Below are 19,703 nucleotides of genomic sequence, written 5' to 3'. Positions count from 1 at the left end.
GATGCTGCCATTCACCCGTCCCACCATTGATACAGAAGAATTTGAAGCGATCAAAGAAGTGCTGCAATCAGGCTGGCTGGCAACCGGCCCCAAAGTTGCCGCTTTTGAAACCGCGTTGACCGATTATATCGGCGGCGATGTCCAGCTTCGGGTGTTCAACTCGGGCACCAGCGCGCTGGAAGCCGTTTTGCTGGCCTACGGCATCGGGCCGGGCGACGAAGTTATCGTACCCGCGATGAGCTTTGTCGCCAGCGCTAACGTCATCGTTCGCTGCGGAGCAACGCCCAAATTCGTCGATGTCGACCTGATCTCCCGCAATATCGATGCGGCTGCGGTTGCGGCGGCAATCACGCCCAACACCAAAGCCGTTATCCCTGTGCATTTTGCCGGTCGCGCCGTCGATATGGACCCTATTTATCAACTGGCCGAACAGCATAATCTGCTGGTGCTTGAGGATGCGGCCCAGGCCATCGGCACTCAATATAAAGGCCGCCGGATCGGCAGCTCGGGCAATCCGGTCTGCTTCAGCTTTCATCCCAATAAAAACATGACCACGATTGAAGGCGGCGCGCTGTCCATCAACGATCCTGTGTTGCTGAAGAAAATCGAAGGCATTCGTTTCCACGGCATCGAAAGAGACTCGCTGGGCGGCATGGATGTGCCTGCCTGGGGCGGCAAAATGAATATGCCTGATGTGGGTGCGGCGCTGGGTTTGGTGCAATTGAAGAAACTGGACGGCTTTAACCGGAAACGCCGGGCACTGGTCGACCGTTATTTGCAGCAACTTCCGAAACATGATGCATTGGTGTTACCTACTGATGTGGAAGGCCATAGCTGGCATATGTTCTGTATCCTGCTCGATTGGGAAAAGATAGGCCTGAGCCGTAACCAGGCTCTCGAAGTCTTCAAGCAGCAAGACATCGCTGCGGGCATTCATTACCCGGCCATTCACCTGTTCTCGTTTTACCGCCAATACGGCTACAAGCCGGGCGATTTTCCTAATGCCGAAAGAATCGGCGAGCAAACCATCACGCTCCCGTTATTTCCCGGCATGGAGGAAAAAGACGTTGATCAGGTCTGTTCGGCGGTAATTTCACTACTGAACGGCTCTTATTGATAAATCGCGTAGGATGTGCAGGATGCGGTGAATCGCATTAATATTAAATGCCTTTGGCATCCTACCGCCTTTATTAATGAAGCAGTTAAGCCTGTTTCCGAATAGGATAACAGTGCGTTTTTATATTACAATGAGAGCCGTTAACTTGCCTCGCTAGGTTTTACGGCGCACTCACCGATTTAAAATCATACTCTCTTAATCTAAATGACCGACAATTCTGAAACAGAAGTATCCATCGTTATTCCTGTTTATAACGAAGAAGCCGTTTTATCGTTGCTGTTTGAAAGACTTTATCCCGTGCTGGAAAACCTTCAGCGCAGCTACGAAGTCATTTTTATTGATGACGGCAGCCAAGACAACTCGGCGGCATTGCTCCGCAAGCAATTTCAACTGTTCCCGAGCACAACCCGCGTCGTGTTCCTCCGCGCCAACGCCGGACAACACGCGGCGCTGATCGCCGGTTTTGAGCGGGCCAGGGGCCGTTATATCCTGACCCTCGATGCGGACTTGCAAAATCCCCCTGAAGAAATCCCCAATCTGCTGGTTCAAATGGATGCCGGTTTCGATTACGTCGGCACTATCCGGCGGGAACGAAAAGACAGTCTCTGGCGGCATTGGGCCTCGCTGGCGATGAACCGCCTGCGCGAAAAAATTACCCGCATTCACATTACCGACCAGGGCTGCATGATGCGGGGCTATCACCGCGACATTATCAATGCGGTTTTAGCCACCACTGAAACCAACACCTTCATACCGGCGCTGGCCTATCTTTATGCCGGAAATCCGACTGAAATCGTCATTAACCATGAAGAACGCGCGGCCGGGGAATCGAAATATTCTCTGTTCAAACTGATCCATCTCAATTTCGACTTGATGACAGGATTCTCCATTGCTCCTTTACAGGCGTTCTCCCTGATCGGTATCGGCGTTTCGATACTGTCGCTGCTTTTTGTCTGTTATCTGGGCTGGCGCAGGCTGACCGTAGGTCCCGAAGCGGAGGGGGTTTTTACGCTGTTCGCGATTGTATTTTTTTTGATCGGCATTTTGCTGTTCGGTATCGGACTGCTGGGCGAGTACATCGGGCGGATTTATTCCCAGACCCGCTCGCGCCCTCGTTACCTGGTTAAAGCCATCCTGGATAACAGCCAAGGCGATAAATCTTGAAGCCGTCAGCCGTCGTTTTTGCCTACCACAACATCGGCGTTACCGGCATAGAATGCCTGTTGCAAGCCGGCGTCGAGATTAAACTGGTCGTCACCCATCAGGATGACCCCGAGGAAAACATCTGGTTCGGCAGCGTTGCCGAATTGGCAGGCAGGCATCAAATTCCAGTCATAACGCCGGACGCCCCCAATCAGGCGGAAGTCATCAAACACATTGCCGACCTTCATCCGCAATGGTTTTTCTCCTTTTATTACCGGCACATGCTGAGCCCCGAGCTGCTGGCGATTCCGCCCCAAGGCGCTTACAACCTGCACGGCTCGCTGCTGCCGAAATACCGCGGCCGCGCGCCGGTCAACTGGGCGGTTTTGCACGGCGAATCGACCACCGGCGTCAGCCTCCATCAAATGGTGGAAAAGCCCGATGCGGGCTCACTGATCGACCAGGAAGCCGTCGCCATTCTGCCCAACGATACCGCACACGATGTTTTTTTGAAGCTGACGCCGGCCGCAAAAACGCTGTTGGACCGCTGCTTGCCGTTGTTGTTGGCCGGGAAGATAGAGCCCAAGCCCCTGGATCTTGCCCAAGGCAATTATTTCGGCGGCCGCAAGCCGGAACACGGACGCATCGACTGGCATCAATCGGCCTGGAACATCCATAATCTGGTCAGGGCCGTCGCGCCGCCTTATCCGGGCGCATTTTTCGATTTCGACGGCAAGCGGTTTTTCCTGTTCGGCAGCCATTACAGCGGCGAAACCGCTTTAAATCCGGGCAAGGTTCGCATCTATTGGGCGGACGGTCATTTTTACGCCGACTGCGCCGACAACAACCGCTTCCGCATCGAACAGCTCAGCTGCGACGGCATAGCTCTGGATCAGGCCGCTTTCAACGCTATAACCAACAATGGACAGTTATTTCCAAACGCAAATAGCTAACAATTTTTAATATAACCCATCAGGAACTTATGAACGTACTCATACTCGGTGTCAATGGTTTTATCGGCCATCATCTTTCAAAGCGCATACTCGAAACCACCGATTGGCATGTCTATGGCATGGATATGCAATCCAACCGCGTTGAAGCCTTCCGCGACAACGAACGCTTCCATTTTTTTGAAGGCGACATCACCATTAACCATGAGTGGATGGAATACCACATTAAAAAATGCGACGTGATCCTGCCGCTGGTTGCAATCGCCACGCCCGCCACTTATGTGAGCCGCCCGCTGGCGGTATTCGAACTGGATTTTGAGGCGAACCTGCCGATTATCCGCGCCTGCGTAAAATACAGAAAACGCGTGCTGTTCCCGTCAACGTCCGAAGTTTACGGCATGTGCCAAGACGAGGAGTTTCATCCTTATGAATCCGACCTGATCTTAGGGCCGATGAACAAACCGCGCTGGATTTACTCCTGCTCCAAGCAATTGATGGACCGGGTTATCTGCGCTTACGGGCAGGAACAGGGTTTCGATTACACCCTGTTCAGACCCTTTAACTGGATAGGCCCCGGCCTCGACAGCATCCATACGCCGAAAGAAGGCAGTTCGCGCGTGGTCACCCAATTTCTGGGCCATATCGCCCGAGGCGAAGCCATTAAACTGGTCGATGGCGGACAGCAACGCCGCAGCTTTACCTTCGTCAGCGACGGCATTGACGCCTTGGTGCGCATCATCAAAAATGAAAACGGCAAGGCCACCGGCAGTATCTACAATATCGGCAATCCGGCCAACGACCTGTCCATCAGGGAACTGGCCGAGCTGATGCTGAAAATCGCCAAAGAGCATCCCGAATATAAGGATTTGGCCGCCAAAGTCGAACTGATCGATACCACCGCCAATGAATACTACGGCAAAGGCTATCAGGATGTTAAAACCCGTGTGCCCTGGATCGGCAACACCATCGATGACCTGGGCTGGAAACCTGAAGTCACCGTGGAAAACGCCTTGCGCAATATTTTCGATGCCTACAGCTACGAAGTTGCCGCCGCCAGGGCGCTGATCGACCAATGAAAATCGCACTGAAAGTCGATGTGGACACACTGCGCGGTACGCTGGAAGGCGTACCCGCATTGCTGGATCTGTATCAACGCTATGGCGTAAAGGCCACATTCCTGTTCAGCCTCGGCCCCGACCATACAGGCCGGGCGCTGCGCCGGGCATTCCGCCCCGGATTTTTCAGCAAGGTTCAACGCACCTCGGTACTGAGCCACTACGGACTGAAAACCCTGCTGTACGGCACATTGCTTCCCGGCCCGCATATCGGCCGCCGGGGCCGCGACATCATGCGCCAAGCCGAACAGGCCGGGCATGAAGTGGGCGTCCATTGCTACGACCACGTCCGCTGGCAGGATTTTGTCGCCAACCGCGATGCCGACTGGACCCGGAAAGAAATGCAGGCGGCCATCGATTCATTTCAGGACATTTTCGGCCATCCGCCGTCAGTACACGGCGCGGCCGGCTGGCAGTTGAACAAACACACACTGCAACTGGAGCAGCAATTGGGTTTTCGCTATGCCAGCGACTGCCGGGGTCAGTCTCCGTTTATCCCGCAAATGGAAGGCGAGACCTTTCAATGCCCGCAAATACCGACCACCCTGCCGACGCTGGACGAACTGCTCGGTTGCAACGGCATCACCGAAGCCAACGTGCATGAAGCGGTATTCGCCGCCAGCCGCCAGCCCGCCCCGGAAGGCCATGTCTATACCTTGCATGCCGAACTGGAAGGCATGAAATTGCTGCCGGTTATGGAAAAGCTGCTGCAACTGTGGCAACAAGCCGAGGATGACATCGGTACGCTGGAAGATTATGTCGCCGACATTGACACCGCCGCGCTGCCCAGGCATGAGCTGGTCTGGGGCGAAGTGGAAGGGCGTTCGGGTGTGTTGGCCGTACAGGGATCGAAGGTTCCGTAGGCCGGAATAAGCCTGTTTGAGCGATAGCGAAAACGGGTGTTTCCGGCGCACACTGCGCGAATCCGCCGGAAACGCCACCTCGCGCTACGCGCTTGGATGGCCTTATTCCGGCCTACTTGACTACCCGTCCGCCCTATTCAAAGCAGCTTAACCAGAGCGGCAACGACACCAATGGAAAACGCCATCAGACTGCCTAGTTTAATGACCAGCCGCTGTTCCGTTTGGATAAAACGCGAATCCATATCGCGGCGCAAGACGTCAATGTCGCGCCTTAAATCATCGATGTCGCGTTTGGTTGCCAGATCGGCTTCGCCCTGCGCTTCTTTAAACGCTTCCGAGAAAGCCTTGGCTTTCCGGCACACCGGCATCCTTGAGTGTGCGAACAAATTTATGGGTATCAAACGTAATGGCAGTCATCAGCTTACCTCCTGCTTTTGATTTAGCGTCCAATTTACCATGCTTGGCAACCAAGACAAGCTGGAGCTTGGGAGCTGGCGAGAAACCGTGGTCTGTCTCCTATTGTCCCCGGCTCACACTGCCCGAATCCGCCGGAAACGCCACCTTCGTGCTACGCGCTTGGATGGCCTTATTCCGGCCTACGTTACTTCAGCCCAAAATCATACATTTTTGGGTGCGAACATAATGATTGCCATGCCTGTCAATGCAATCGAAGCCCCGGCAATATCCCAAACAGTAGGCCTCACGCCATCTACCGACCAGAGCCACAGAATTGCGACAAAAATATAAACGCCGCCGTAAGCCGCATAAACTCGACCTGCGGCTGTTGGATGAAGCGAAAGCAACCATGCGAAAAGTGCCAAACTCAACGCAGCCGGAATAAGCAACCAAGCACTCTTGCCTTCTTTAAGCCAAAGATATGGAAGATAGCAACCGACGATCTCTGCGACCGCCGTAATGAGAAATAAGATTATGGTCTTCAATTCAAGCATGATGATGTCTCGCTAAAGCGGAGTGAAAGGTATAACGCAAAATATATGCGGCAAGACTGTCTTATATAAAGAAGTTAACTTATCCCATATTCCTCATACGCTTATACAACTAATTGATCTTATGGGATCGAGTATAAACCAATAGGCCGCAACTCACAAAACGAGGCACATTACTCCAATTTTCTGCCAACCGCGCCTCCCCAAGCAACAACCGATATTTGTGTTGTATAATCCCCGCTAAACGGCCCATCTTGTAGCGACTTATTTTCCGGCCCGCTCAAGATAACGCTCTATTCAACAAATAACCGAGTCAAGTCATGGACTATTCAGTAGAAACCGCGCCATTAGAAGAACTGCAATGCGATTGTGTTATTGTCGGTGTTTATCAAGACCAGCAACTCAGCCCGTCGGCAACCGCGCTTAACAACAGCACCGACGGACTGATTAACAAAATCGTCAGCCGCGGCGACCTGAGCGGAAAAAACGGCGAAACCGTGTTAATCAATGCGATTCCCGGCAGCAAGATTGAATCCATATTGCTGGTCGGATTGGGCGAAAATAAACCTTTATCCGGCAAAAACTACAAAAAAGCCCTGCTCGCCGCTGTCAACAGCCTGAAAAAACCGCAAATCAAATCGGTCGTTTGCAGCTTGGCCGAATGCGAGGTTGAAGGCCGCGACTGGCAATGGAAGTCCCGGCATATCATCGAAGTCTTTAACGATGCCGCGTATCAGTTCACCCACACAAAATCCGATAAAGAAACCGAAAGCAGGATTGCAAAAATCTCCATTGCCGCGCCGGAAACCGAACGCGCTTCAGCCCAGGCCGGGTTGCTGCAAGGCAAGGCGGTTGCCGAAGGCATGGATTTGACCAAATATCTGGGCGATTTGCCGGGCAACATCTGCACGCCGACTTATCTTGCCGAACAGGCGATTGAATTAAGTAAAAAATACGCCGGCCTGGACGTAAAAATTCTGGAAGAATCCGACATGGCGTCTCTGGGCATGGGGTCTTTTTTGTCGGTTTCGCGCGGCAGCCGTCAGCCGGCAAAATTGATCACGCTGAATTATCAAGGCGGCGATAAAAACGCCAAGCCTATCGTGCTGATCGGCAAAGGCCTGACCTTCGATGCGGGCGGTATTTCATTGAAACCGGCCGCGGGCATGGAAGAAATGAAATACGACATGTGCGGCGGCGCATCTGTCCTGGGCACATTGCTCGCCGTAGCGCAACTGCAACTGCCGCTGAATATTGTCGGCCTGATTCCTTCATCGGAAAACCTGCCCGACGGCGACGCCAATAAACCGGGCGATATTGTGACCAGCATGTCCGGCAAAACCATTGAAATAATTAATACCGACGCCGAAGGCCGCCTGCTGTTGTGCGACGCCTTGACCTATGCGGAGCGCTACAACCCCGAGGTGGTGATAGACATCGCTACGCTGACCGGCGCGGTTGGCGTCGCTTTAGGCCGCGTAGCCATGGGCGTGCTCGGCAATGATGACGCCTTATGCAACGATCTGGTTGCTGCCGGTGAAATCGCCAACGACAACGCTTGGCGTTTGCCGCTCTGGGAAGAATATCAGGAGCTGCTTAAATCCAATTTCGCCGATATGAGCAACTCCGGCGGCAAGGACGCGGGCACCATTACCGCCGCCTGCTTTCTGGCCCGATTTGCCGAGAAGTTCCGTTGGGCACACCTGGACGTTGCAGCCACCGCCTGGCGCACCGGCCCGACCAAAGGCGCGACCGGCCGCCCCGTGCCGTTATTAAGCCAATACCTGATTAACCGGGCTAACTCATAGAACATAAAGTGGCTGAAGTCAGCTTTTACATACTGCCGACCGAATCGTTACAGGATAGGTATCTGTTTGCCTGCAAACTGATCGAGAAAGCCTACCGTAGCGGCAGTTTTTGTTATGTACTGACCGATTCCGCCGAACAAAGCCGAATCATAGACGACCTGCTCTGGACTTTCAGGGCGGGCAGTTTTATTCCGCACCAGCTGTACTCCGGCGAACAACCGGAAGTTGAGCAAGTCATCCTGATCGGTTCGCTAGATGCGCCCGAGAACTGGCAGAAAGTCCTGTTCAATCTGTCGTCCCGCTATCCTGACATAGCCCCGCAAACCGAGCGCATCCTTGAAATACTGGATAACAGCGAAACAACCAAAGAAGCGGGCAGGAGCCGTTACCGTCAGTATCAACAGTCCGGCATGAAAGTCACTACATATAAAGATTGGTAGCAAATACACGATCCTAAGCCGCCTATTAAGCACAGATGATTAAAGGCTACAGCGATATATTTGCGGTCTATGCTGAAATCAGATTAAATCGATTTAACTGGAGGCAAACATGAATTTGTCAGAAAAAATCTTAACAACCATAGCCTCTCTACCCGAATCAAAACAGGTGGAAGTGCTTGATTTTGTAGAATACCTAAAACTAAAAACGGAAAAAGAAGAAAGTAGTAATTGGAATAGCTTTTCTATTGCATCCGCAATGAGAGGCATGGAAAATGAGGATTCCAATTATTCCGTTACTGATTTGAAAGAAACATACTGATGATCTCAGAAGGCCAGATTGTTTTTTTTCGTTTTCCTCAAACGGATCAAAAAGACGGAAAACTTCGTCCCGCCCTTATACTTCGAAAACTGCCTGGGAAATTTGATAATTGGCTTATCTGCACGATTTCCAGCCAACTTCATCAAGCGATTCCAGAACTGGATGAAATTATTAACTTGGGAGACTCGGATTTCCAGCAAACCGGTTTAAAGCATCCGAGCCTGATACGGGCGAGTAGGCTGGCGGTTGTAGATGAAGACATTCTTATTGGCAAACTGGGGTACTATTGATGCTCCAAGGCTATATAAAATAAGGGGCAACATCTCTAAATGGCTCCAAAACCGACAATCCAATCCATCAGCCTGATTACCAATCTTAATCCTGCTAAAATAACTAATTTTTCACGAACACAATAACGCATCCATGGAAAAAACATACGCCCCTCATTCGATCGAACAACGCTGGTATCAAACCTGGGAAGATAAAGGCTATTTTACCGCCAGGGATGGTGTGTATGCCGCAAGTCAGTCGGGAACTGACGCGGCGACCGCCAGGGATGGTGTGTATGCCGGAAACCTGCCGGGAGCAGGTTCGGCGGAGGCCAAGCCAAAAGGCGAGTCCTACTGCATCATGATTCCGCCGCCCAATGTCACCGGCAGCCTGCACATGGGCCATGCGTTCCAGGACACCATCATGGACGCGCTGACCCGCTATCACCGGATGAAAGGCTACAGCACCTTATGGCAGCCGGGCACCGACCATGCCGGTATCGCCACGCAAATGGTGGTTGAACGTTTATGCAACGCCGAAGGCAAGACCCGTCATGACCTGGGCCGCGAAAAATTCCTGGAAAAAGTCTGGCAATGGAAGGAAGAATCCGGCGGCACGATTACCCGCCAGTTGCGGCGCATGGGCTCTTCGCTGGACTGGAACCGGGAGCGCTTCACGATGGACGAAGGCATGTCCGACGCGGTGCAGGAAGTCTTTATACGTTTATATGAAGAAGGCCTGATTTATCGCGGCAAGCGTCTGGTCAACTGGGACCCTGTTCTGCATACCGCCGTTTCCGACCTGGAAGTATTGTCGGAAGAAGAAAACGGCTCGATGTGGCATCTGCGCTATCCGCTGTCGAACGGTCATGGGCATTTGATTGTCGCCACCACCCGCCCTGAAACCCTGCTCGGCGATGCGGCGGTAGCGATACACCCCAACGACGAACGCTATAAACATCTGCTCGGCGAATTCGTGGAACTGCCGCTAACCGGCCGCCGCATTCCGATTATCGCCGATGAATACGTCGATCCTGAATTCGGCACCGGCTGCGTCAAGATCACCCCGGCTCACGACTTTAACGATTACGAAGTTTGGACGCGCCACCGGCATAACTCGGTCATTCAGGATTTGCCGCATGGCGGCTTGATTAACCTGTTTACCGTTGACGCAGCGATACGCGACAACGGTGAAGGCGATAACAATCTGATTCCAGCCAAATACTGCGGCCTGGACCGCTTTGAAGCGCGTAAACAAATCGTCGCCGATCTCGATGCGGCAGGCTTGCTGGAAAAAATCGCCGACCACAAATTGATGGTGCCGCGCGGCGACCGCACCAACAGCGTGATCGAGCCCTTCTTGACCGACCAGTGGTATGTCAGGGTAGCGCCGCTGGCGGAACCTGCGATTGCGGCCGTCGAAAACGGCGACATCAAGTTTGTGCCCGACAACTGGAAAAACACCTACTTTGAATGGATGCGCAATATCCAGGACTGGTGCATCTCGCGGCAAATCTGGTGGGGACACCGCATCCCGGCCTGGTATGACGAGCTCGGCAATGTTTACGTCGGCAACTCCGAGCAGGACATCCGCGCCAAGCACGACCTGCCCGCCGACTATCCGCTTAAGCAGGACGAAGATGTGCTGGATACCTGGTTCTCATCGGCATTGTGGCCTTTTTCCACGCTGGGCTGGCCTGAACAAACCCCGGAACTGGCCAAACATTACCCGACCAGCGTACTTGTGACCGGCTTTGACATCATTTTTTTCTGGGTCGCACGGATGATCATGATGGGCCTGAAATTCCAGGGCGAAGTGCCGTTCAAGGAAGTCTACATCCACGGATTGGTGCGCGATGCGGAAGGGCAAAAAATGTCCAAATCCAAAGGCAACGTGCTCGACCCGATCGACATCATCGACGGCATCGACTTGGAATCTCTGGTTGCAAAACGTATTTCCGGCATGATGCAGCCGCATTTGGCCAAAAAAATCGAACAAGATACGCGCAAGCAATTTCCTGACGGCATCCAGTCTTACGGCACCGATGCGTTGCGTTTTACCTTCGCTTCGCTGGCGTCTACGGGGCGGGATATACGTTTCGACCTTGCCCGCACCGAAGGCTATCGCAATTTCTGCAACAAGCTTTGGAACGCGGCGCGTTACGTGCTGATGAACACCGAAGGCCACGATACCGGTTTATCCGGCGCTCCTTGCAAATACAGCCAAGTGGATCGCTGGATTACGTCCCGGCTGCATCAGGTAACGGCCGTAACCAGCAACGCGATCGACAACTACCGCTTCGACTTGGCCGCGCAGGCCATTTACGAGTTTACCTGGAATGAATACTGCGACTGGTATCTGGAACTGGCGAAAATATCCCTGCAATCCAGTGATGAGGCGCTGCAACGCGGCACGCGCAAAACCCTGCTGACGGTTTTGGAATCGATTCTGCGTTTGGCCCATCCGATCATGCCGTTTATCACCGAAGAAATCTGGCAACGCGTTGCGCCTCTAACAGGGATTGAGGCGGATACCATCATGTTGCAGCCTTACCCGGTTGCCGATGAAACGCAAATCGACAACAACGCTATCGCCGAAACCAGCTGGGTGATGAACTTTATTCTGGGTGTGCGCCGCATTCGCGGAGAAATGAATATCGCCCCCAGCAAGCCGCTGCCGATATTCCTGCAAAACGGCTCTCTTGCCGATCAGCATAGCCTGAATAACAACCGGGTTTACTTGCAGAAACTGGGCAAGCTGCATTCGATTACCTGGCTAACGCCTCATGACCGCGCGCCGGAATCGGCCATTGCTTTGGTTGGCGAGATGAAAATCCTGATTCCGATGGCGGGCTTAATCGACAAGGAAGCGGAGCTGGCGCGATTGGAAAAGGAAATACAAAAAATCCATAATGACCTGCCCAGAGTTGAAGGCAAGTTAAATAACCCGGCGTTTGTCGACAAAGCGCCGCCGGAAGTCATCGATAAAGAAAAAGCCAAACTGGCTGATTTGCGCTCGATGCTGAACAATCTTGAGGAGCAGCAACGTAAAATTCGGGCTTTATAAGAAAAACCGGCAAAAGACGAAGGGCGAAAGGCAAAGGGAAGCCTCCTTTAGCCTTTCGCCTTGTACCCTCCTCCTTTTTCGCCTATATTTGCGTAAAAAACCGACAAAGCCATCATCATATGACTACAGCATCGACAAATTTACCATTTAGCGGTCTTACCCGATGCTTGATTGAAAAAGGCTTGCTGACTGAGAGCGATGCGCAAATTCATAGCCAGGAAGCGAAAAAAAACCAGATTCCGTTAATACGCTATCTAGTCAGCCATCAGCTCATCCACAGCAAAGCCTTGGCGTCCCAGGCCTCGCAAGAATTCGGCATACCTTTTCTGGATTTGGACGCCATTGACTTCCGCAGGCTGCCTATAAATCTGGTCAGTGAAAAACTGATCCGCAAATACCATGTGCTGCCCCTGTTCGCCAGAGGCAAAACACTGTTTGTCGCTGTCTCCGATCCGACCGACTTTCACGCGCTGGACGACATCAAGTTTCACAGCCGTCTTAATCCCGAAGCCATTCTGGTTGAAGAAGACAAACTGACCAAAGCTATCGAAGCCTCCTTGGAAGCCGCCGATACGTCGATGACGGATATGCTGGATGAGGATCTGGACAATCTGGAAATCACCGGCGGCGAAGAAGATACAACTAAAGCTGACATTAATTCGGATATTGATGACGCGCCGATTGTCCGCTATGTAAACAAAATACTGCTGGATTCGATAAAACAGGGGGTATCCGACATCCATATGGAGCCCTACGAAAAAACTTTCCGCATCCGCTACAGGTCGGACGGCATGCTGCGCCAGGTCGCTTCGCCGCCGCCCAGTATCGCCGGCAGACTCATCTCCCGCATCAAGGTTATGTCCAAAATGGATATTGCCGAACGCAGGGTTCCGCAAGACGGCCGTATCAAAATGACCTTATCCAAGAATCGCGCGATTGATTTCCGGGTCAATACCTGCCCTACGCTGTTCGGCGAAAAAGTTGTGCTGCGTATTTTGGACCCTACCAGCGCCCAGTTGGGTATCGAAAAGCTGGGTTTTGAGCCGGAACAACAACGGATTTTCCTTGAGGCCATTAACAAGCCCTACGGTTTAGTGCTGGTAACGGGGCCTACGGGCAGCGGCAAAACAGTTTCGCTCTATACCGGTTTGAATATCCTCAATACCATGGAGCGCAATATTTCCACGGCCGAAGACCCTGTGGAAATTACTGTGGAAGGCATCAACCAGGTCAATATGAATCCTAAAGCCGGCCTGACTTTCGCCAGCGCTTTGCGCGCTTTTTTACGGCAGGATCCAGACATCATCATGGTGGGGGAAATTCGCGACCTGGAAACAGCCGAAATCGCCGTTAAAGCCGCACAAACCGGACATTTGGTACTATCAACCCTGCACACTAACGACGCGCCGCAAACATTGAACCGGCTGCTGCAAATGGGCATCCCTGCGTTCAACATTGTGTCTGCGGTTAATTTGATTATGGCGCAACGTTTGGGCCGACGGCTCTGCGAACACTGCAAAATCCCTGCCGACCTTCCCGATAAAGTCCTTCTCGCTGCCGGCTTTAAACCAGAAGAGTTGCGCGATCTTAAAATCTATAGTGCGGTAGGCTGCGAACATTGCACCAACGGCTATAAAGGCCGGGTCGGTATTTATCAAGTCCTGACGCTGACCGACAAAATGCGCACACTGATATTGAACGGGGGGAATACCGATCAACTGGCGGAGTGCGCCTTGGCCGAAGGCTTTAATGATTTGCGCCGGTCAGGATTAAACAAAGTCCGCATGGGCATAACCAGCCTGGAAGAAATCGATCGCATCACCAAGGAATAGACATGGCCGAGCAAACTGAACAAATAGATTTCGTCTGGGAAGGAACCGACAAAAACAAAAAGAAAGCCGGAGGAACAATCTCTGCAAAAAGCGAAATCATTGCAAAAACCGAGCTGCGGCGGCAGGGCTATCGGGTTATTAAATTCAAGAAAAAACCCAAACCGTTATTCACCGAAAGAGTCCAGAAAATCACTCCAGGCGATATAGCCGTTTTTGCCCGGCAATTAGCCACCATGCTCAGTGCCGGCGTACCCTTGGTTCAATCATTCGATATTGTCGGCAAAGGCCACGACAATGCCAGCATGCAGGACCTGCTGCTGGGCATCAAGGCCGATATTGAGGGCGGCGACACCCTGGCCGAAGCGCTTAACAAAAGACCGCTGTATTTTGATGAATTATTTTGTAACTTGGTTGCCGCAGGCGAACAGGCCGGCGTACTGGAAACGCTGCTGGATAAGATCGCCACCTACAAAGAAAAAACCGAGTCGATGAAGAAAAAGATCAAAAAGGCGCTGACCTATCCGATCGCAGTAATCGTCGTCGCCTTTATCGTCACCACCATCCTGCTGATTTTTGTCGTACCCGTATTTGCCGACATGTTTAAAAGCTTTGGCGCGGATTTGCCGGCTTTCACTAAAATGGTTGTCGCCATGTCGGAATGGATGCAAGCGTGGTGGTATGTTGTTGTCGGCATTGTTGTCGGCACCGTTTACACATTCGGCTATTTTAAGAAACGATCCAGGCCATTCAACCACTTTCTGGATAAAGCTCTGCTGAAGTTACCGATAGTCGGCATCATTCTACATAAGTCCGCCGTTGCGCGTTTTGCCCGGACCTTGGCAACCATGTCGGCGGCAGGCGTCCCCTTAGTAGAAGCGCTGGAATCGGTTGCCGGCGCCTGCGGCAATATTATCTACACCGAAGCCGTTTTAAAAATGCGCGAAGAAGTGGCGACCGGACAGAGACTGCAATTTGCGATGCAGCAATCAGGCCTTTGGCCGCACATGGTGATACAGATGGTGGCTATCGGCGAGGAATCGGGCTCCATGGACAATATGCTGTTGAAAGTCGCTGATTTTTTCGACGAAGAAGTCGATAATCTTGTCGATAACTTAAGCAGTTTAATGGAACCTATCATTATGGTTATTTTAGGCACTTTAGTCGGCGGCTTGGTTGTCGCGATGTATTTGCCGATATTTAAAATGGGTTCGGCAGTCGGCGGCTAATTGCCGCCCCTACCAAGAAATGTCAATTAAACAACATAAAGACCCATCCGCCTTTTTAAATTGCTCCGGCAGAACACTACTCAAAAAATACAGATGCAGCAGCTCATAAACACACCTACTTTATTTCCGGCTCTGTCCGCCGTTATCGGCTTGCTTGTCGGCAGTTTTCTCAATGTTGTTATCTACAGATTGCCGATAATGATGCAGCGGGGATGGCGCAAGGAATGCGAGGAATACCTGCAACAGATCACGGAAGCAAACCAGGCCGAAGAGCCGTTCAACCTGGTTTTCCCATTATCCCGCTGTCCCGGCTGCAATACGCCGATCAAGCCTTACCAGAATATTCCGGTCATCAGCTACCTTTTCCTAAGAGGCAAATGTGCAACTTGCGGTTGCCACATTTCAATGCGCTATCCGATCATTGAAGCTCTCACGGCGATAGCATCAACCATCGTGGCCTGGCATTTTGGCTACACACCACAGGCCGGTTTTGCGCTGCTGCTGACGTGGTCGTTGATTGCGTTAATCTTTATCGATATTGACCATCAGTTACTGCCGGACTCCATCACCCTGCCGATGCTTTGGTTGGGCATGTGCCTGAGCCTGTTTAATATATTCGCCGATTCCCGCACCAGTATTATCGGCGCTGTTGCCGGCTATCTGGCGCTTTGGACTGTTTTCCACTTGTTCAAACTGGCGACCGGCAAAGAAGGCATGGGTTACGGCGATTTCAAATTGCTGGCTTTATTCGGCGCTTGGCTGGGCTGGCAGTACTTGCCGATCATTATTTTATTATCATCGCTGGTCGGCGCGGTCATCGGCATCGGCATGATCATTTTTGTCAAACACGATCGCAACGTACCCATCCCCTTTGGCCCCTATCTGGCTGTCGCCGGCTGGATCGCGCTGTTATGGGGGAATGAACTCAACCGGCTCTATTTGACAAGCATAGGTCTGTAAAATCATGCTAAAAGTCGGATTAACCGGCGGCATAGGCTGTGGAAAATCGACTGTTGCCAAAATTTTCGCCGACTTCAATATCCCGGTACTTGATGCCGACGAAATAGCCCACCGGCTGGTCGAACCAGGCCAACCCGCCCTGGTTCAAATTCGGCAGGAATTTGGCGCGGACATCCTGAACCCGGACGGTTTGTTAAATAGAAAAAAACTCAGAGAGCGTGTTTTTTCAGATCTCGGTCAGAAACAAAAACTTGAATCGATATTGCACCCGTTAATCTTTAAAGCCCTACAAACGGAACTTGAACAACTGACCGCTCCGTATTGTATTGTAAGTATCCCCTTATTATTCGAAACCGGCATGGCGCATCTTGTTGACCGGATACTTGTTATCGACTGCCCTGTCGAAATGCAGATTGAACGCGTTAAGACTCGGGATAAGATCGCTGTTGAACGGATACAATCGATAATTGACAGCCAGGTATCGCGGGCAACCAGGAAAGCAAAAGCCGACGACCTGATTGATAACTCGGGCGCGGATTATAGACTTGCAGAACAGGTAAAAAAACTGCACAATTTGTACCTTTCATTAAGAGATTTCCGGGATTAACTTGTCTGTGAACACCACCATTACCTATGAATTTCCACTCAATGAACGCATCCGGGTTTTCATACGGTTAGAACAGCTTTTCCAACAATTCAATCATTTTTTAACCGGGGAGACCGTCGCAGACAAACGCGCGGCGATTAGCATATTGCTCGACATCATGACGATTTTCAGGCGCAATGACTTAAAATCGGAAATTCTGAAGGAACTGGATCGCCATGCCAACGTACTGAATAAAATCGCCCATAATCAAGGCGTCGACACCCTGAAACTGGAAGAACTGCTCGACACATTAAGTCAAACCAGCAAAAAACTCTACGCCACTAACGGAAAAATAGGCACCCATGTCATGGAAAGCGACCTATTCCAGAGCATAGCCCAACGCAGCTCCATCCCCGGCGGAACCTGCTCTTTTGATTTACCCGAATTCCATTACTGGCTGGAACAGGACGAAGCCACCCGCTTAAAAGATATGCAACACTGGAGCAGCCCGTTTGCCGACATTCGTACCGCAATAGACCTGATCCTTAATTTTATACGGAATTGCAGTTCACCGACTCAAGAGGTTGCGGAGGCCGGTTTTTTTCAATTTTTGCTGGACACCAACCAGCCTCATCAACTGCTTAAAGTAAGCCTGGATAAATCCATACACTGTTTTGCAGAAATCAGCGGCGGCAAACACCGCTGCACCATCCGTTTCATGGTGCCGTCTTCCGACAACAAAAGGCCATCGCAAAGCCCTGACGACATTCCTTTTGCCTTAACCTGCTGCCTCTTCTGATGCCGGCATCCGACAAACCGCTTATCGTAAAATGCCCCAACTGCGGCTGTCCGGTGCCCTGGGTTCCAGAACATCTCTCCAAACCCTTCTGCTCCGAGCGTTGTAAATTGATAGACTTGGGAGAATGGGCAATGGAAGAAAAGAGGATTCCCGGACAGTCCGTATCGCTGGAAAACGACAGCGAGGACGATACTTTTTTTCATTAGCCGACCGGCAAAACAAGACACCCGGAGCTGCATAGCGGACAGAACCGCTTATCCATATTTTCGATGACACCGGCATCGATCGACACATGACCGGCGCAGCCGGGATCATCTAAAACTTTAACTTTGTAACGCTGCCTAATGGGTTACCGCCTTACAAAACAATCTTGTAATCCGTCTTCCCCTCATTGTATAACCCACTGCAAGGAAATCCAGTCATGGCTATAGAAATAGAACACAAATTCCTGCTCGCCAGCGCAGACTGGCGTCAACACATTAGCCGCTCGATAAAATACCGGCAAGGCTATTTAAGCTCCCAGCCAACCAGCTCAATTAGGGTGCGAACCAGTGACGACCATGCTTGGCTGAATATCAAAACGGCGACCATCGGCACTCACCGGCATGAATACGAATATGAAATTCCGCTGACCGATGCAAATGAAATATTAAATACTCTTTGCAGAAAACCGTTAATCGAAAAAACCCGTCATTTCGTTACTGATGATGGCAATCTTTGGGAAATAGATGAGTTTGAAGGCGATAATCAGGGCTTGATAGTCGCAGAAATTGAATTGGACGAAACAGGACAATCCTTTGCAAAACCGCTCTGGCTCGGTCAGGAGGTTACCGGAGATTTGCGTTATTACAACAACAATCTCGCAATACACCCTTATTCTGAATGGCGCGAAGACTAAATATTTCATACACATATTGAAATATAATGAGTTTTGTTCTATATTCGCAACATGAAAAAATTATTTCTTGTTGTTTTGTTGCTACTGTCATCGACCCAATGCTTTGCAGAGAATCTTAAAGATTCTTTAAAAAACATTGAGGCTGAATGGACGTCTATCTACTACAAAACGCCCCAGAACGAACAGGGTCCGGCTTATGTCCAGCTGCTCGACAAAACGACGAATTTAATCCGGCAATATCCGAACGCTGCCGAAGCTATTTACTGGCAAGCCGTAATCAAGGCGACTTATGCCGACCATCAAGATGCTTTTTCCGCACTTAGCGCCATTCAAGAAGCGCGTGACTTGCTGCTCAAGGCGCTTAAAATCGACCCGAAAACCATGGGCGGGTCGGCCTATGTAACCTTAGGCACACTTTATTATATGGCGCCTAAATGGCCGATCTCATTCGGCGATGACGATGCCGCCAAACAAATGCTTGAAGCGGCTCTCAAAATTAATCCCGACAGCATTGATGCCAACTATTTTTACGGCGAGTTTCTGTTGCAACAGAACAAGCCCAACGATGCGGCTATTTATTTTAAAAAGGCAAGCGCCACACCAGCCCGAACAGAACAACTTTTTGCCGACAATCAACTCAAGGCTGAAGCAAGACTCGCCTTAGAAAACGCCCAACAACGAAAAATCAGCAGCCAAAAAGGCATATTTTTGTCTTTATTTAATTCGGCAAGCGCAAAATAAGTTTTATGGCCCCGTTAGCAAGACTCCGCCCAACCCCACTTAAATAAAGCCTTTAATAAACTCGGCATTCAATCGTACAATGCTTTCTGCTAGAATACCTTTTTAAATTAAACCAACTTTCCTGGAAATAATTATGGCTTTTGTAGTTACCGAAAACTGTATTAAATGCAAATTTACTGATTGTGTAGATGTATGCCCTGTAGATTGCTTTCATGAAGGCCCTAACTTTCTGGTTATTGACCCGGATGAGTGTATTGACTGCACATTATGCGAACCCGAATGCCCTGCCAACGCGATTTTCTCGGAAGATGAACTGCCGGAAGGACAAGAAGGCTTTATCGCATTAAATGCAGAGCTAGCCAAAACATGGCCCACCATTACCGAAGTAAAATCGGCTTTACCGGATGCCGACGAGTGGAATGGCAAAGAAGGAAAGCTTGATCTACTGGAAAAATAACACGTTCGCGGAAATTCCAGACGCACTGCCTTAGTTAAGGATCGTGCATAAATTAATTTAGGCAATTACCATGAAGAGCATGAAGGATATGAAGACTTAAACCTTTCATGCCGCTTCATGTCCTTCATGGTTAAAAAATGAAAAATAAAACTTGCCCAAGTTATTT

At 50.9% G+C, this 19,703-nt stretch carries 21 protein-coding genes; 19 read left to right on the top strand and 2 right to left on the bottom strand.

Features of this window, described 5'->3' with window-relative positions; genetic code table 11:
* Position 1 precedes the first annotated feature (1 nt).
* The 5 genes from V3O24_RS07525 to V3O24_RS07505 all read left to right on the top strand — a co-directional run bounded on the left by V3O24_RS07525 (position 2) and on the right by V3O24_RS07505 (position 5,188).
* Positions 2-1,117 carry a DegT/DnrJ/EryC1/StrS aminotransferase family protein gene (locus V3O24_RS07525; RefSeq protein WP_331306777.1) on the top strand — a complete coding sequence of 372 codons (1,116 nt, stop codon included), beginning with the start codon at positions 2-4 and terminating at the stop codon, positions 1,115-1,117.
* Between the two features lie 204 nt (positions 1,118-1,321).
* On the top strand, positions 1,322-2,281 hold the full coding sequence (locus V3O24_RS07520) for a glycosyltransferase (protein WP_331306776.1): 960 nt from the start codon (positions 1,322-1,324) through the stop codon (positions 2,279-2,281).
* Positions 2,278-3,213 carry a formyltransferase gene (locus V3O24_RS07515; RefSeq protein WP_331306775.1) on the top strand — a complete coding sequence of 312 codons (936 nt, stop codon included), beginning with the start codon at positions 2,278-2,280 and terminating at the stop codon, positions 3,211-3,213. Before V3O24_RS07520 ends, V3O24_RS07515 begins: the two co-directional genes overlap by 4 nt.
* Positions 3,214-3,242: 29 nt before the next feature.
* On the top strand, positions 3,243-4,286 hold the full coding sequence (locus V3O24_RS07510; protein WP_331306774.1) for a bifunctional UDP-4-keto-pentose/UDP-xylose synthase: 1,044 nt from the start codon (positions 3,243-3,245) through the stop codon (positions 4,284-4,286).
* Positions 4,283-5,188, top strand: coding sequence for a polysaccharide deacetylase family protein (locus V3O24_RS07505; RefSeq protein WP_331306773.1), 906 nt, complete (start codon positions 4,283-4,285; stop codon positions 5,186-5,188). Before V3O24_RS07510 ends, V3O24_RS07505 begins: the two co-directional genes overlap by 4 nt.
* A 137-nt stretch (positions 5,189-5,325) precedes the next feature.
* Here V3O24_RS07505 and V3O24_RS07500 read toward each other — a convergent pair whose 3' ends face one another.
* Both V3O24_RS07500 and V3O24_RS07495 read right to left on the bottom strand, forming a co-directional pair.
* Positions 5,326-5,574 carry a hypothetical protein gene (locus V3O24_RS07500; RefSeq protein WP_331306772.1) on the bottom strand — a complete coding sequence of 83 codons (249 nt, stop codon included), beginning with the start codon at positions 5,572-5,574 and terminating at the stop codon, positions 5,326-5,328.
* Between the two features lie 231 nt (positions 5,575-5,805).
* Positions 5,806-6,138 (bottom strand): YnfA family protein, encoded by a 333-nt coding sequence (locus V3O24_RS07495; protein WP_331306771.1) that lies wholly within the window; start codon positions 6,136-6,138, stop codon positions 5,806-5,808.
* Positions 6,139-6,455: 317 nt separating this feature from the next.
* Between V3O24_RS07495 and V3O24_RS07490 the strand changes: the two genes are divergently transcribed.
* The 14 genes from V3O24_RS07490 to fdxA all read left to right on the top strand — a co-directional run bounded on the left by V3O24_RS07490 (position 6,456) and on the right by fdxA (position 19,537).
* Positions 6,456-7,943: a leucyl aminopeptidase gene (locus V3O24_RS07490; protein WP_331306770.1), complete on the top strand. Its 1,488-nt coding sequence runs from the start codon at positions 6,456-6,458 to the stop codon at positions 7,941-7,943.
* Between the two features lie 8 nt (positions 7,944-7,951).
* Positions 7,952-8,383: a DNA polymerase III subunit chi gene (locus tag V3O24_RS07485; protein ID WP_331306769.1), complete on the top strand. Its 432-nt coding sequence runs from the start codon at positions 7,952-7,954 to the stop codon at positions 8,381-8,383.
* Positions 8,384-8,492: 109 nt separating this feature from the next.
* On the top strand, positions 8,493-8,702 hold the full coding sequence (locus tag V3O24_RS07480) for a DUF2281 domain-containing protein (protein ID WP_331306768.1): 210 nt from the start codon (positions 8,493-8,495) through the stop codon (positions 8,700-8,702).
* The gene (locus V3O24_RS07475) at positions 8,702-8,992 is read left to right on the top strand and encodes a type II toxin-antitoxin system PemK/MazF family toxin (protein ID WP_331306767.1); all 291 of its coding nucleotides are present in this window, start codon (positions 8,702-8,704) and stop codon (positions 8,990-8,992) included. The genes V3O24_RS07480 and V3O24_RS07475 overlap by 1 nt, the downstream gene beginning before the upstream one ends.
* Positions 8,993-9,125: 133 nt before the next feature.
* Positions 9,126-12,038, top strand: a complete 2,913-nt coding sequence (locus tag V3O24_RS07470; protein WP_331306766.1) for a valine--tRNA ligase — start codon at positions 9,126-9,128, stop codon at positions 12,036-12,038.
* Between the two features lie 119 nt (positions 12,039-12,157).
* Entirely contained in the window at positions 12,158-13,870 is a 1,713-nt protein-coding gene (gene pilB, locus V3O24_RS07465; RefSeq protein ID WP_104421951.1) for a type IV-A pilus assembly ATPase PilB, read from the top strand.
* A gap of 2 nt (positions 13,871-13,872) precedes the next feature.
* Complete coding sequence (locus V3O24_RS07460) at positions 13,873-15,096, top strand: type II secretion system F family protein (RefSeq protein ID WP_104421952.1); 1,224 nt, start codon at positions 13,873-13,875, stop codon at positions 15,094-15,096.
* A 93-nt stretch (positions 15,097-15,189) separates the two neighbouring features.
* Positions 15,190-16,056 (top strand): A24 family peptidase, encoded by an 867-nt coding sequence (locus tag V3O24_RS07455; protein ID WP_104421953.1) that lies wholly within the window; start codon positions 15,190-15,192, stop codon positions 16,054-16,056.
* 4 nt (positions 16,057-16,060) lie between these two features.
* Positions 16,061-16,663, top strand: coding sequence for a dephospho-CoA kinase (gene coaE, locus V3O24_RS07450; RefSeq protein WP_331306765.1), 603 nt, complete (start codon positions 16,061-16,063; stop codon positions 16,661-16,663).
* A 7-nt stretch (positions 16,664-16,670) separates the two neighbouring features.
* Positions 16,671-17,441, top strand: a complete 771-nt coding sequence (zapD, locus tag V3O24_RS07445) for a cell division protein ZapD (protein ID WP_104421955.1) — start codon at positions 16,671-16,673, stop codon at positions 17,439-17,441.
* Complete coding sequence (gene yacG / locus V3O24_RS07440) at positions 17,441-17,647, top strand: DNA gyrase inhibitor YacG (protein WP_331306764.1); 207 nt, start codon at positions 17,441-17,443, stop codon at positions 17,645-17,647. The genes zapD and yacG overlap by 1 nt, the downstream gene beginning before the upstream one ends.
* Before the next feature lie 215 nt (positions 17,648-17,862).
* A complete protein-coding gene (locus V3O24_RS07435) occupies positions 17,863-18,339 on the top strand; it encodes a CYTH domain-containing protein (RefSeq protein WP_104421957.1) in 477 nt (158 codons plus the stop codon).
* A 51-nt stretch (positions 18,340-18,390) separates the two neighbouring features.
* Positions 18,391-19,080, top strand: a complete 690-nt coding sequence (locus V3O24_RS07430; protein WP_331306763.1) for a tetratricopeptide repeat protein — start codon at positions 18,391-18,393, stop codon at positions 19,078-19,080.
* Positions 19,081-19,213: 133 nt separating this feature from the next.
* Positions 19,214-19,537 carry a ferredoxin FdxA gene (gene fdxA, locus V3O24_RS07425; protein ID WP_104421959.1) on the top strand — a complete coding sequence of 108 codons (324 nt, stop codon included), beginning with the start codon at positions 19,214-19,216 and terminating at the stop codon, positions 19,535-19,537.
* Positions 19,538-19,703: the final 166 nt, after the last annotated feature.

The organism is Methylobacter sp. Wu8 (assembly GCF_036440755.1).
Taxonomy (GTDB): domain Bacteria; phylum Pseudomonadota; class Gammaproteobacteria; order Methylococcales; family Methylomonadaceae; genus Methylobacter_A; species Methylobacter_A tundripaludum_A.
This window is presented reverse-complemented; position numbering and strand designations above follow the sequence as displayed.

Excerpts from the sequence above, each read along its gene's own strand:
- V3O24_RS07505 (WP_331306773.1), top strand. The coding sequence starts at position 4,283 with ATGAAAATCGCACTGAAAGTCGATGTGGACACACTGCGCGGTACGCTG.
- V3O24_RS07430 (WP_331306763.1), top strand. The coding sequence starts at position 18,391 with ATGAAAAAATTATTTCTTGTTGTTTTGTTGCTACTGTCATCGACCCAA.
- V3O24_RS07435 (WP_104421957.1), top strand. The coding sequence starts at position 17,863 with ATGGCTATAGAAATAGAACACAAATTCCTGCTCGCCAGCGCAGACTGG.
- V3O24_RS07470 (WP_331306766.1), top strand. The coding sequence starts at position 9,126 with ATGGAAAAAACATACGCCCCTCATTCGATCGAACAACGCTGGTATCAA.
- coaE (WP_331306765.1), top strand. The coding sequence starts at position 16,061 with ATGCTAAAAGTCGGATTAACCGGCGGCATAGGCTGTGGAAAATCGACT.
- V3O24_RS07475 (WP_331306767.1), top strand. The coding sequence starts at position 8,702 with ATGATCTCAGAAGGCCAGATTGTTTTTTTTCGTTTTCCTCAAACGGAT.
- V3O24_RS07525 (WP_331306777.1), top strand. The coding sequence starts at position 2 with ATGCTGCCATTCACCCGTCCCACCATTGATACAGAAGAATTTGAAGCG.
- V3O24_RS07490 (WP_331306770.1), top strand. The coding sequence starts at position 6,456 with ATGGACTATTCAGTAGAAACCGCGCCATTAGAAGAACTGCAATGCGAT.
- V3O24_RS07495 (WP_331306771.1), bottom strand. The coding sequence starts at position 6,138 with ATGCTTGAATTGAAGACCATAATCTTATTTCTCATTACGGCGGTCGCA.
- V3O24_RS07480 (WP_331306768.1), top strand. The coding sequence starts at position 8,493 with ATGAATTTGTCAGAAAAAATCTTAACAACCATAGCCTCTCTACCCGAA.
- V3O24_RS07460 (WP_104421952.1), top strand. The coding sequence starts at position 13,873 with ATGGCCGAGCAAACTGAACAAATAGATTTCGTCTGGGAAGGAACCGAC.
- yacG (WP_331306764.1), top strand. The coding sequence starts at position 17,441 with ATGCCGGCATCCGACAAACCGCTTATCGTAAAATGCCCCAACTGCGGC.
- fdxA (WP_104421959.1), top strand. The coding sequence starts at position 19,214 with ATGGCTTTTGTAGTTACCGAAAACTGTATTAAATGCAAATTTACTGAT.
- V3O24_RS07455 (WP_104421953.1), top strand. The coding sequence starts at position 15,190 with ATGCAGCAGCTCATAAACACACCTACTTTATTTCCGGCTCTGTCCGCC.
- V3O24_RS07510 (WP_331306774.1), top strand. The coding sequence starts at position 3,243 with ATGAACGTACTCATACTCGGTGTCAATGGTTTTATCGGCCATCATCTT.
- V3O24_RS07520 (WP_331306776.1), top strand. The coding sequence starts at position 1,322 with ATGACCGACAATTCTGAAACAGAAGTATCCATCGTTATTCCTGTTTAT.
- pilB (WP_104421951.1), top strand. The coding sequence starts at position 12,158 with ATGACTACAGCATCGACAAATTTACCATTTAGCGGTCTTACCCGATGC.